General features: G+C 67.4%; 12 protein-coding genes and 1 tRNA gene. 6 read left to right on the top strand and 7 right to left on the bottom strand.

Going from position 1 to position 12543, the window contains the following annotated elements:
• Positions 1-22: 22 nt before the first annotated feature.
• Positions 23-1132: a pyridoxal phosphate-dependent aminotransferase gene (locus tag GQE99_RS06710; RefSeq protein WP_161350838.1), complete on the top strand. Its 1110-nt coding sequence runs from the start codon at positions 23-25 to the stop codon at positions 1130-1132.
• A 2-nt stretch (positions 1133-1134) separates the two neighbouring features.
• Here the strand turns inward: GQE99_RS06710 and GQE99_RS06705 are convergent, their stop codons facing one another.
• Both GQE99_RS06705 and GQE99_RS06700 read right to left on the bottom strand, forming a co-directional pair.
• On the bottom strand, positions 1135-2328 hold the full coding sequence (locus GQE99_RS06705; RefSeq protein WP_161350837.1) for a pyridoxal-phosphate-dependent aminotransferase family protein: 1194 nt from the start codon (positions 2326-2328) through the stop codon (positions 1135-1137).
• Positions 2329-2381: 53 nt separating this feature from the next.
• On the bottom strand, positions 2382-3056 hold the full coding sequence (locus GQE99_RS06700; RefSeq protein ID WP_161350836.1) for a glycosyltransferase: 675 nt from the start codon (positions 3054-3056) through the stop codon (positions 2382-2384).
• Positions 3057-3114: 58 nt separating this feature from the next.
• Between GQE99_RS06700 and ygfZ the strand changes: the two genes are divergently transcribed.
• A complete protein-coding gene (gene ygfZ, locus GQE99_RS06695) occupies positions 3115-3864 on the top strand; it encodes a CAF17-like 4Fe-4S cluster assembly/insertion protein YgfZ (protein ID WP_161350835.1) in 750 nt (249 codons plus the stop codon).
• A complete protein-coding gene (locus tag GQE99_RS06690; protein WP_161350834.1) occupies positions 3852-4658 on the top strand; it encodes a fructosamine kinase family protein in 807 nt (268 codons plus the stop codon). The genes ygfZ and GQE99_RS06690 overlap by 13 nt, the downstream gene beginning before the upstream one ends.
• A 56-nt stretch (positions 4659-4714) precedes the next feature.
• On the opposite strand, the gene efp is transcribed toward GQE99_RS06690, so the two are convergent.
• Entirely contained in the window at positions 4715-5278 is a 564-nt protein-coding gene (efp, locus tag GQE99_RS06685; RefSeq protein ID WP_161350833.1) for an elongation factor P, read from the bottom strand.
• Positions 5279-5496: 218 nt separating this feature from the next.
• On the opposite strand from efp, the gene GQE99_RS06680 reads away from it, so the two are divergent.
• Positions 5497-5817: a DUF6280 family protein gene (locus GQE99_RS06680; RefSeq protein ID WP_161350832.1), complete on the top strand. Its 321-nt coding sequence runs from the start codon at positions 5497-5499 to the stop codon at positions 5815-5817.
• 111 nt (positions 5818-5928) lie between these two features.
• Positions 5929-7377, top strand: coding sequence for a cobyric acid synthase (locus GQE99_RS06675; protein ID WP_161350831.1), 1449 nt, complete (start codon positions 5929-5931; stop codon positions 7375-7377).
• A gap of 20 nt (positions 7378-7397) precedes the next feature.
• On the opposite strand, the gene GQE99_RS06670 is transcribed toward GQE99_RS06675, so the two are convergent.
• The 3 genes from GQE99_RS06670 to GQE99_RS06660 form a co-directional block, all read right to left on the bottom strand.
• The gene (locus GQE99_RS06670) at positions 7398-8246 is read right to left on the bottom strand and encodes a hypothetical protein (RefSeq protein ID WP_161350830.1); all 849 of its coding nucleotides are present in this window, start codon (positions 8244-8246) and stop codon (positions 7398-7400) included.
• Between the two features lie 111 nt (positions 8247-8357).
• A complete protein-coding gene (locus tag GQE99_RS06665) occupies positions 8358-9806 on the bottom strand; it encodes a TolC family outer membrane protein (RefSeq protein WP_161350829.1) in 1449 nt (482 codons plus the stop codon).
• Positions 9807-9841: 35 nt separating this feature from the next.
• Entirely contained in the window at positions 9842-10495 is a 654-nt protein-coding gene (locus GQE99_RS06660) for a protein-L-isoaspartate O-methyltransferase family protein (protein WP_161350828.1), read from the bottom strand.
• 132 nt (positions 10496-10627) lie between these two features.
• On the opposite strand from GQE99_RS06660, the gene GQE99_RS06655 reads away from it, so the two are divergent.
• Positions 10628-10701: transfer RNA gene (locus GQE99_RS06655), tRNA-Cys, on the top strand.
• A 285-nt stretch (positions 10702-10986) separates the two neighbouring features.
• Here the strand turns inward: GQE99_RS06655 and GQE99_RS06650 are convergent.
• A complete protein-coding gene (locus tag GQE99_RS06650) occupies positions 10987-12372 on the bottom strand; it encodes a transposase (protein ID WP_161351489.1) in 1386 nt (461 codons plus the stop codon).
• Positions 12373-12543 lie beyond the last annotated feature (171 nt).

The following is a 12543-nucleotide window of genomic DNA, read 5'->3' as shown; positions in this document are numbered from 1 at the left end:
CGGCTTGTCCGATCATGCCCGCATGACAAAAGGCCCCCGTTTCACCCCGCTCGTCGATCGCCTGCCCGCCGCCGTCCCCTTCGTCGGCCCGGAAACGCAGGAACGCGAACGCGGCCGCCCCTTCGTGGCGCGCCTTGGCGCCAACGAAAGCGTCTTCGGCCCCTCGCCCCGCGCGCGCGAGGCGATGGCGAACGAAGCCGCCGAAACGTGGAAATACGGCGACTCCCTGTCCTTCGACCTGCGCACGGAACTGGCCGCCGGGCTCGGCATCGCGCCGGAGAACGTGCTCGTGGGTGAAGGGATCGACGGCCTTCTGGGCTACCTCGTCCGTCTCACCGTGGCCGAGGGCGACAACGTGGTCACGTCGCTGGGGGCCTACCCCACCTTCAACTACCACGTCACGGGCTACGGCGGCGAGCTGATCAAGGTCCCCTACCGCGACGATTGCGAGGACCCCGACGCACTGCTCGCGGCCGCGCGCGAACATGACGCGAAGCTCGTCTACATCGCCAACCCAGACAACCCGATGGGCAGCTGGCATTCCGCCGAGCGTATCCAGGCGATGATCGAGGCGGTGCCGGACGGCACGCTGCTCGTCCTCGACGAGGCCTACCTCGAATTCGCCCCCGAAGGCACGGCGCCCGCCGTCGACCCGGACGACCCGCGGGTCATCCGCATGCGCACGTTTTCCAAGGCCTACGGGCTTGCGGGTGCACGGGTCGGATACGCCATCGGGGCCGCGCCGCTGATCGAGGCGTTCAACAAGGTGCGCAACCATTTCGGCATGGCCCGGATCAGCCAGGCGGGCGCGTTGGCCGCCTACCGTGACGCCGCCTACCTGGCCGAGGTGCAGGAGAAGGTCGCGGCCGGACGCAACCGGATCGCGGCCATCGCGCAGGCCAACGGGCTCTCGACGCTCCCGTCGGCCGCGAACTTCGTTGCGGTCGATTGCGGTGCGGACGGCGACTTCGCGCGCCGCGTTCTTGCCGAGCTCATCGCGCGCGACATCTTCGTGCGCATGCCCTTCGCCGCCCCGCAGGACCGCTGCATCCGCGTCTCGGTCGGCACAGAGCCGGAGCTCGACGCCTTCGAGGCCGCCCTGCCCCAGGCGCTCGCCGCCGCGCGCGGCTGACCTCAGCCCTTCGAGATCACCTCGGCCGCCGCCGACAGCGCGCCCGCGCCGTGCGGAATGTCGAGCGCCTTGAGGCCGGCCTCGATCACGCCGAGCGCGCCCAGCATCATGTGCGGGTTGATGTGCCCCATGTGGCCCAGCCGGAAGAAGCCGTCGCCCTTGGGATCGCCCGGCGCCGACATGCCCAGCCCGATGCCCAGCGTGAGGCCGCCGTTGGCCTCCACCCAGCGTCTCAGCCGGGTGCCGTTGTCCGCCCCGAGCGACAGGGCCGTCACGGCGCGCGACCGCTCCGCCGGGTCGGCGATGTTGATCTTCATGGGCCCGCCCTGACCCCAGGCCTCGAACGCCGCCCAGGCGGCGTGGGCGAGGACGTCGTGGCGGTGCCAGACCGCCTCGATCCCGCCCTCCTCGGCAATGAGGTCGAGCGCGGCGCGCAGGCCCAGCAGGTGGTGCGTGGGCGCGGTGCCGCCGAAGTATTGGTAGAACCCTTCCGGATCGATGCGCGGACGCCAGTCCCAGTAGTAGCTCACGCGTTCGTTCTGGGCCGCCTTCGCCTTGTCGTTGAGGAAGACGAAACCCAGCCCGGGCGGCGTCATCAGCCCCTTCTGGCTGGCCGCCACGGTCACGTCCGCGCCCCAGGCGTCCATCTCGTAGGTATCGCAGCCCAGCGAGGCGATGCAGTCGACCATGAGAAGCGCCGGATGCCCCGCCGCGTCGATCGCTGCGCGAAGCGCCGCGATGTCGTTCAGTACGCCCGTGGCGGTGTCCGTCTGCACCGTCAGCACCGCCTTGATCCGCCGTTCGGTGTCGGCGCGCAGCGCCTCTTCGACGCGGGCCGGATCAACGCCCGAGGTCTTGCCGAAGTCGATCACCTCGGTCTCGATCCCGATACGGTTGCAGATCGTTCCCCAGAGCGCCGCGAAGCGCCCGGTGGCCAGCACCAGCGCGGTGTCCCCCGGGGCAAGCACGTTCATCGCCGCGCCTTCCCATGCGCCGTGGCCGTTGGCGATGTAGATCGCCACGTCGCCTGACGTGCGCGCCACGGCCTTCAGATCCGGGATCATGTCCGCGACCATGTCGACCAGCCCGCCCTCGTAGATGTTGGGCGCAGAGGTGTGCATCGCGTTCAGCACCCGCTCCGGCGAGACGGAGGGACCGGGAATGGCAAGGTAATTGCGACCGAAAGACAGGGTCATGGGGCAAACTCCAACACTAACGGCAAAATCGGTAGAACCCCGCGCCGGGATCGTCAATCGCGCCCATAGCCACGCGCGAGCCGGGCGGGGTCCGCGCCCATGAGAAAGCGCGCCTGTCGCACGAGGTTGCCCGCCCCCTGCCGGGCCCACCGGCCCTCGTAGCGCGCCCAGCCGGTCTCCAGCCGTGCCTCGAGCGGGCGAAGCCGCGGCAGCGCGCGGGCGAGCGCCACGTCCTCCATCAGCGGGATCTCGGGGTATCCCCCCGCCGCGTCGTACATCGCGCGCGGCACCAGCAGGCCCTGGTCGCCGAACGGCAGACCGAGGGCCCGGGCGCGCAGGTTGGCCCAGCCGGCCACGACACGGGGGCCCAGTCCGCGGGCGCGAAAGCGCAACGGGAAGTAGGCCGGGCCCCCGCGGGCCATCCCGCGCTCGACAGCCTCGACCCAGCCGGGGCCCAGCACGCTGTCGGCATGGAGGGCGAGAAGCCAGTCGCCCCCAGCGCGTTCCACCCCGCGCGCCAGTTGTCCGCCGCGTCCCGGCGGCCCCTCGACCCAGCGCGCGCCCACTTCGTCCGCGATGGTGCGCGTCGCGTCCGAAGAGCCCCCGTCGCTCACGATCAGCTCGCGCACCAGCCCCGCCTCGACACCCTCCATGAGCGAGATCAGGCAGGCCGGAAGCACGGGTTCCGCGTTCAGGGTCGGGATGACGATCGACAGGGCGGCGCGCATGGGGTTTCCACTTCTGACAGCGTGCATATATTAGCCACAACATGGACAGGGGAAAGCAATGACCGGCGAAACCCATGAAAACCGGGCGATTTTCAGGATCACGGGCGGTGCGCGCGTGGATTTCCTGCAAAACCTCGTGACCAACGACGTGACGCGCGGCGGGCTGATGTACGGCGCGCTGCTCACCCCGCAGGGCAAGTTCATCGCGGACTTCTTCCTGCTCGACGAGGGGGACGCGTTCCTGATCGACACCGACGCGGCGCTGGCGCCCGCGCTGATCCAGAAGCTCAACATGTACAAGCTGCGCGCGGACGTGCAGATCGAAGAGACCGACCTTCACGCCCTGCGCGGACGCGGCGAGGCGCCCGAAGGCGCGCATCCCGACCCGCGCCACCCGGAGCTTGGGTGGCGGCTCTATTCCGACACGCCCGGCACCCCGGCCGAGACCGACTGGGACGCGCTGCGCGTGGAGTTGGGCATCCCCACGGCAGGCGAGGAGCTCACCGCCGACACGCTGATCCTCGAGGCGGGGTTCGAGCAGATGAGCGGCGTGGACTTCAAGAAGGGCTGCTTCGTGGGCCAGGAAGTGACCGCGCGCATGAAACACAAGACGCAGCTGCGCAAGGGCGTGGTCCCGGTCGCCGTCGAGGGCGAGGCCGAGCCCGGCACCGAGATCCTGACCGAAGAGGGCAAGCCTGCCGGGCGCCTGCATACCCGTGCCGGGGACCGCGCGCTGGCCTACCTGCGTTTCGACCGCGCCGAGGGGCCGCTCACCGCCGGCGATGCCAGGGTGACATGGATCCGCTAGACGCGATCACCCGCACGCTCGCCGGCAGCGGCATCGCCGCGCGTCGGCCGCTTCATGGCGGGGATCTGAGCGAGGTCACCCGGCTGACGTTGGAGGACGGGCGCGATATCGTGGCCAAGACCGGCCCGATGGTCGACCGCGAAGCCCGCATGCTGGGCGCGATCCGCGCCGCGCGCGCCCCGGCCCCTGCCGTGATCGGCGTATCGGACGACGTGCTCCTGATGGAGGCGCTGGACGAGGCGGGCCCCGGCGACGGGTCCTGGGCCGCGGTGGCCAAGGCGCTCGCCACCCTGCACGCCGACACGGGCGAGGACTACGGCTGGGACGAGGACTATGCCTTCGGCCGGGTCGAGATCGTGAACGCCCCGCGCGACGACTGGCCCGCTTTCTGGGGCGAGAACCGGCTTCGCGCCCACCTGCCCCACCTGCCCGGCGCGCTGTCCACCCGCCTCGAGGCGCTGATCGCACGGCTTGCCGACATCCTGCCGGAACGCCCGCGCCCCGCGCTCCTGCATGGGGACCTGTGGACCGGGAACCTGTTGTTCGGACCGGCGCCCGCGGTGCATTTCATCGACCCGGCCTGCTACTATGGCGACCCGGAGGTCGACCTGGCGATGCTGCACCTCTTTGGCGCGCCGGGGCCCGGGTTCGATGCGGCCTATGGCCCGCTCGACCAAGGCTGGGAGGAACGGCGCGCGGTCTACACCCTCTGGCCCGCGCTCGTGCACCTGCGCCTCTTCGGCGCGGGATACCGGGGCCTCGTCGAGCGGCTGCTGGACGAGTTGGGGCACTAAACGCGAAAAGGCCCCGGGCGATGCCGCGGGGCCTTTGAAGTCACTGTCGGCGGGGATCAGGCCCGTTCGACGTATTCCATCGTTTCCGTGTTGACCACGATCGCCTCGTCCTGCCCGACGAAGGGCGGGACGGTGATGCGAACGCCGTTGTCGAGCACGGCCGGCTTGAAGCTGTTGGCGGCGGTCTGGCCCTTCACGACCGGCTCGGTCTCGGCCACGGTGCAGGTCACTTTCTGCGGCAGCGACGCGTTCAGCGCCTCGCTTTCGTAGAACTCCACCACGATGGTCATGCCGTCCTGAAGGAACGGGCGCCGGTCGCCCAGGATGTCCGCGGGCAGCGCGACCTGGTCGAAAGTCTCGGCGTCCATGAAGTTCAGCATGTCGTCGGCTTCGTAGAGGAACTGCATGTCCTTCTGCTCGAGACGCACGCGCTCGACCTTGTCCGCGGAGCGGAACCGTTCGTTAAGCTTCGACCCGTTACGAAGGTTGCGCAGCTCGACCTGGGCGAATGCCCCGCCCTTGCCGGGCTTCACGTGATCGACCTTGACCGCGGCCCAGAGGCCATCGTTGTGCTCGAGCACGTTACCGGGACGGATCTCGTTTCCGTTGATTTTGGGCATGTGGTGAAACCATGACAGGAGGTTGACGATAATTCGGCCGCACCTATATCCGGGGGACTTGCCCCATGCAAGCCAACTAGAATTTGTGTGTCTTCACCCGGTGATATGCGGTAAACGCATGGCAGCCATGCGACTGGGCCAATATCGAATCGCTCTCGATCGCTGATATTGGCCCCTACACCAGTGAGTGCAAGACAAGAACGACAAAAGGACTGGGAATGCTCGACAACGTCGACGGTACTGCCTTCAACCATGAACAAGGAAATCGGGCCCGCAAGCTGTTTGCTGCGGTTGTCCTCGCCGCCCTCGACGACGCGATCGCGGACGACAAGAAATACGGGAACGGCCCTGACCAGATCGCCCGCTGGGCACGTTCGCGCGATGGGCGCGAAGTGCTGTCCTGCGCGGGTATCGACCCCAACGAACGGGTCGTGTCTGGCCTGATGGAATTCGTGGCCAAGGGTGTGCGCACCTCGGTCGCGCTGTCCCGTGAAGAAAGCGAGCGTCGCCACGCTGCGGAAGCTGCCGAAGCCGCCTGACCCCAGCGTCAGCGGTATCAGAAAAGCGCGTCCCCTGGGGGGCGCGCTTTTCTGTTGCGCGCGGGTCCTGCGCGCCCTTCCCTCACGCCGAAAAGCGCGCTAACCGGGGCCATGACCAGGGCGATCATGATCCAGGGTGCGGGCTCCAACGTGGGCAAGTCGCTGCTTGTCGCGGGGCTTGCGCGCGCCGCGCGGCTGCGGGGGCTATCGGTCGCGCCGTTCAAGCCGCAGAACATGTCCAACAATGCCGCCGTCACCGTCGACGGGGGCGAGATCGGGCGCGCCCAGGCGCTACAGGCGCGTGCGGCGGGGCTGGAGCCGGTGGTCGACATGAACCCGGTCCTGCTCAAGCCCGAAACCGACACCGGCGCGCAGGTCATCGTGCAGGGGCGCCGCGTGGCCACGGTGAAGGCGCGCGACTACGGGCGTCACAAGGCCGAGCTTATGCCGCGCGTGCTCGAAAGCTTCCACCGGCTGGGCACGGGCGCCGACCTGGTGCTGGTCGAGGGTGCGGGCAGCCCCGCCGAGGTCAACCTGCGGGCGGGCGACATCGCCAACATGGGCTTCGCCGAGGCCGCCGACGTACCCGTCGTGCTGGCCGGCGACATCGACCGGGGCGGCGTCATCGCGCAGCTGGTGGGCACCCACGCGGTGCTCCCCGCCCCCGACCGCGACCGGATCGGGGCCTTCCTGATCAACAAGTTCCGGGGGGATCCACGGCTTTTCGACGACGGGCTGACCACGATCACCGATCACACGGGCTGGCCGTCGCTGGGTGTCGTCCCGTGGTTTCCCGAGGCCTGGCGCCTGCCCGCCGAGGACATCATGGATCTCGCCACCCCGCGCCCCGGCGGCACCTTCCGCGTCGTGGTGCCCCGGCTGAACCGGATCGCGAATTTCGACGACCTCGACCCGTTGGCCGCCGAGCCGGACGTGAGCGTGGAGATCGTGCCCGCGGGCCGCCCCCTGCCCGCGGATGCCGACCTGGTGCTGATCCCCGGGTCCAAGTCCACCATCGCCGACCTCGCCGATTTCCGCGCCCAGGGATGGGACGTCGACCTTGCCGCCCACATCCGGCGCGGCGGGCACGTGATGGGGCTGTGCGGCGGCTACCAGATGCTCGGGCGCGAGATCGTGGATGCCGACGGGCTCGAGGGCCCGCCGGGTGCGGTTCCGGGGCTGGGGCATCTCGACGTGGTGACGCGGCTGGAACCGGAAAAGCACCTGTCGCGGACCACCGCGCAGGACCGCGACAGCGGCGAGCCGGTCACGGGCTACGAGATCCACCTGGGCCGCACCGCCGGGCCGGATACCGCGCGCGCCTGGCTCACCATCGGCGACCGCCCCGAGGGGGCCGCGGACGCCAGCGGCCGGGTGCGGGGCAGCTACCTGCACGGATTGTTCGAATCCGACGGGTTCAGGCGGGCCTACCTTGCCGGGCTCGGGGGGGAAATGTCCGAATTGTCCTATTCTTCACAGGTGGATGAGACGCTCGACGCGCTCGCCGCGCATCTCGAGACGCATCTCGACATAGACGCGCTCTTCGCGATGGCGCGCTGAACCGTCCGAATGGATGGGTGTCAGTCCAGGTCCTTGAGCGCCATCGCGCGCGCAATCTCGCGCCGGACCATGCGGCGCAGGTTGCGGGTGATGCGTTCGCCCATCGTGCCCTGAAGCTCTTCCCGCACGAGCCGCCCGACGATTTCGCGCAGCATGTCCTCGTCGATCACCATGTCGTCGTCCACCTCGGCGGGCGCACGGTAGCTTTCGCTCAACTCATGGATCTCGGCGCTGTAGTCCGTGTCTTCGTAGCTGTCGTCCGCCTCGTCCGAAGCGGTGCGGAAGGTCGGCGTATCGTCACCCTCCTCCACGTCTTCCCAGGCCTGGACGTCGATCTCGACCGCCTCGCCCACGCCGACCGGGTCCGGATCGGGCGCTTCGACCATGTCGGCCATCGGCGCTTCGTCCGCGTCACCGCCGCGATGGGCGAAAAGCCGGTGCAGGCCCGCTGTCGGTGCCTCTTCCGTCTCGTCCTCTTCGGCGTCCCACTCTTCGTCCTCGGAGCTGGTCACGACCGCCTCGAGCTCCGCGATGCGGTCCTCGAGCGACATGTCTTCCCCGGAGTCCTCCTCCCGGACGCTTTCGTCCTCGGCCGGCTGTGCCTGCGCCGGCGCATCATGGTCCGCCCCGATCGCGTCCTGAACGAGCGATTCGAGCGACGAGGCATTGGGATCACGCGGGGCGGGGTCCGGATCGGCAGACGGTTCCGGCGTCTCGTCCAAGTCCACGCGGAAGGCGGGCGTCAGCACCAGCTTGCCGATGCGCCCCGATGGCGCCTCGTCGTGCCGTGTTTCGCCGCCCGAGGTGACGAGCCGACGGACCGCCGTCAGCACGTCTTCGATTTCCGCATTGGTCACTGGATCCGACATGGATTCGTTCTGTCCCGATAAAGCCTCGTCTTACAGGATACCCAGCCGGACGCGTTCGGGCAATCCGCCGGCGCAGATTAACCGCGAACCGGTGCAGGCGTGCCGATGAAGTTACTGTTTTCCCAGAACTTCGAGAATGTGGTCGAGCTTCTCGCCCTGCGGGCTCACGACGCGGGTCGGCGCGCCCTGCACGGCGTTGTAATACGCCTCGGGGTCATAGGTCCGGATGCCGAGCCCCAGGTGATCGGCGGTCAGAAGGCCCATAGCGGACAGGAGCCCGTAGATCGCGGCGTACTGGTCCGAACGCGCCTGGATCTGCGAGGCGAGCGCATCGAGCAGTTCCTGCTCCGCGTTGAGCACGTCCAGCGTGGTGCGCGCACCCAGCTCGGCCTCTTCGCGTGCGCCCCTGAGCGCCACGCGGCTTGCCCGGATCTGCCGGTCGGTCGCCTGCAGGCTCGCGGTCGCGATCGAAAGCTGTGCCCAGGCGTTGCCCACCGCCTGGTCGATGCCCTGCGTGGCCAACAGCAGCGCCGCGCGCGAAGCTTCGGCCTGCGCCCGCGCCTGCCGGTAGAGCGCCGAGAGCCGGCCGCCGGTGTAGATCGGCCCCGAGAGCGACACGCCGGCCGACAGCGTCCCGTTGGTGCCTTTGCTGGTGACGGTCGGATTGTAGACGGTGCGCGAATTGGCCGTCGCGGTGGCCGAGGCGTTCGCCGACAGCGTCGGCAACATGTCCTTGCGGGCCAGTTCGATCGCCATTTCGGCGACCTTCACGGAGCGCTGCGCGGCCTTGATGTCGGGGTGACGCTCGCGCGCCTGGGCCTTCGCTGCCTCGACCGTGTTGGGGATGCGCGGCGGCGCGGGCGGCGGGGCGACGGCGCCCGGGTAATGGCCGACGGCGGCCTTGTAAGCCTCGCGCGCGACCATCAGGCTGCCTTGCGCCGCGGCCTCGGCCGAGCGGGCGGCGGCCAGCCGTGCCTCGGCCAGCGACACGTCGGTCTGGGTGATCTCGCCCACCTCGAACCGATCGCGGGCGGCGCGCAGTTCCTGCGTGATGAGGCGCACGGAATTGGCCTGAAGCGCCACGTTCTCGTTCGCCGAGATCACGTCGAGATAAGCGTTCACGGCGTTCAGGAGCACGTTCTGCTCCGCCCCCACGAGCGAGTCCCGCGCCATCATCACGTTTTCCCGCGCGATGGCGATCCGGGTCTTGGTCGCCCCGAAATCGTAAAGCAGCATGCTGGCGGTCAGCTGGAGCGAGGCCGACAGGCTGTCACTCAGCGCGGGCGTGGTCGGCGAGCTCGGGGAATTCGCGCTGCGCTGCGCATTCACGGAGGCCGAATAGTTCAGCATCGGGCGCAGGCCCGAAACCGCCACGGCGACGTTTTCATCCTCGGCACGCAGAAGCGCGCGCTGCTGGTCGAGAAGACCGGAATTCTTGTAGGCCGACACCATCGCGTCCGGCAGCGTTTCGGCCATCACGGCCCCGGTCCAGAGCGCGAAGAGCGCGGCCAGCGCGGTACCCACACCGCGCCGTGCCAATCCCGAAAGTGCCTGTCGCATGTGGTGCCCGTCCTCGCCTGTTCTGTTTTTCGACGTCAGAGGGCGAAATCCTTCGCCCGTTCAAATCCCGGCAGCGTCGGCGCCGACGCGTTGAACGCGAAACGCCAGTTCACCGCCCCGTCGATCTTGCGTCCGATCCTCACGATTCCAAGACTGCCCTCGGAAAAAAGTGCAACAATGCGACCATTTTCACGCAGTTGGTCGGTGATGGTTTCGGGCAGGTTCTCGACCGCGCCCTCGACCAGGATCACGTCGTAGGGGCCATGCTTGGCCGCGCCCTCGACCAGCGGGCCGGTGATCACGGCCACATTGTCGACCCCCTCGCCCGCGAGCCGGCTCTCGGCCTCGCCCGCGAGATCCTCGTCCTCTTCGAGCGCCACGACGAAATCGCCCAGGCGGGCGAGAACCGCGGCGCCGTAGCCAAGACCCGCGGCCAGGTCCAGCACCACCTCGTCGGGCTGGATCGAGAGCGTGTCGAGCATCTTGGCGAAGGTGCGCGCCTCCAGCAGGACACGGCCCGGGGCGAGTTCGATCTGCTCCTCGGCATAGGCCGCTTCGCGTTGATCGTCCGGCACGAAGTCTTCGCGCGGCACGGCGAGCATGGCGTCGATGATCGGGTATTTCGTCACGTCCGAGGGGCGCACCTGCGTGTCCACCATCATCGTGCGCCGGGTCTGGAAATCGCTCATGGGATCCCGTCCTGTCTGGGTCTGTGGCTGCGTGCGTCTCTTGCCACATAAACCCGAAGGCCGCAATAACGCGGAGCCGCCTCTACCCCCTTGCACGCCCCGTTTCCATGAGCTATCTCCGCTGCACCCTTCGGCGAGTTGGCGGAGTGGTGACGCAGCGGATTGCAAATCCGTGTACACCGGTTCGATTCCGGTACTCGCCTCCATTACCTTTCAATGACTTAGCGGATGTTTCGGCCCGAATTTCGGGCCGAATGCGCGTGGTTTACAGTTTGGTTTACAGTTTCGCACGAAGTCCTGGGGAGCGATGCTCCACCGAACCCAGACTTTGGTGCGGTCGCGGCACTCAACTCGTATGATGGATCGGGCGGATTTTGTTGAAAAAATCGGCCTGAGAACACGTCTTGAGCTGCGCTTAGCCTTGGATGTCGCCGTTTGGTTCGGGCAATCGCCCGTCGCGCCGCTTCGTGGCTACTATTGGGCCACTTAGATCATGCCGTGGCCTCCGAACTGGGGCACTGAGGCCGCAGCTTTGCGAGCTTTCGGAGGTTCTGGGCGATGGCGGCGAGGAGGAATTCGTCTTTGGCACCATTTGGGCCGCGCAGGCGTAGTCGGTTCAGCCCGAGAATGCGCTTCAAGTGGGCGAAGAGCATCTCTACCTTCTTCCGCTTGTCTCGGGATACCTTGTAGGCCTTGGTCTTGCGGCATGCGCGGGCGAACTCGCGTGCTTCCTCGTGGGGTTCACGGGTGACGTATCGGGCCTCCGCTTTCGGGCAGCAAATCTCCTTGGATGGACAGGCCTGACATGTCGCCTTCAAGGCGCGATATTTCTTCCGCCCACCGGTGTCCTGACCCCGGTTCGGATCGGAGTAGTTCCGGCGGTATTGCCTTAGGGCATGACCCTCGGGGCAGATGTATTGATTGTTCGCCTCGTCCCATTCGAAGTCGGATCTGGACCAGGTGCCATCGGTCCGCTCCGACTTGTCGATAACCGGGATGAAGGGGATTATGCTGCGCTGCTCGACCAGCCAGCCGAGGTTCTCGGCGTTGCCGTATGCCGTGTCGGCGGCCAGCCAATCCGGCCTAATCCCGAACCGTTTCTCGGTTCTGTCGAGCATCGTGCGCGACGCCCCGACTTCGGCCTGGCGAATGGCGCGCGTCGCCTCAACATCCATGATTACCGAGCTCTTGGTGTCGATCAGGTAGTTGGTGGCGTAAGCAAAATAGGGGCGACTTTCCTCGGCGCGGGTCCATTGTGCGGCTGGATCGGACTTGGCCACGAACTTCGGCTGGGTCGGTGACGCGGCGCCGAAGGCGGCATCATCCAGCGTTTCCAGATATTCCCGCGCCGCCCGGTTGCCAGCCTCATGTGCGACATCAGGGCTCCAGTCCTCGGCTGCGATTGAGCGAGCCTTGTTGGCGTCAGCGGAGATCAGGCTGGCATCCACGGCAAAGCCCTCGCCGGACACCAAGTCCTCCCTAAGGCACCGCTCGACCGTGGCTTCGAAAACCTGTCGCAGCAGATTGCTTTCGCGAAACTTGCCGTGGCGATACCGCGAGAACGTCGAGTGATCCGGAACCTTTCCCTCCAAGCCCAGCCGACAGAACCACCGATAGGCGAGGTTCAAATGGACTTCGGCGCAGAGGCGACGTTCCGATCGGATGCCCATGACGTAACCGATGACCAACATGCGGATGATCAATTCTGGATCGATCGAGGGACGGCCGAGGTGGCTGTAGAAGGGGCGCAGAGCCTCCCGCGTTCCATCCACGTCGAAGAACCGGTCGATCTCGCGGAGCATATGAGCGGAAGGAACATGACGCTCCAGATCGAAGTCATAGAACAGCTGCGCCGGTGCTTCCTGCCTGCCCATCATCGCGAAATCCTCCCAGACCTTCATAATCGAGTGAATCGAAAGACTTGCCGCGCCGCAACAAAGACTTTTTCAACAGCATCGGCGTATTCCGTTGAAAAACTCGCGCTTGATCGAGGGTCATCCTGCTGATTCAATTCCTGCAAGGTTTGGGGGGACTGGCGATGATGGGAC

The sequence above is a fragment of the Maritimibacter harenae genome, from assembly GCF_009882975.1.
GTDB lineage: Bacteria > Pseudomonadota > Alphaproteobacteria > Rhodobacterales > Rhodobacteraceae > Maritimibacter > Maritimibacter harenae.
Note: the sequence above shows the minus strand (reverse complement) of the source record. Positions and strands in the feature narration are given on the sequence as shown.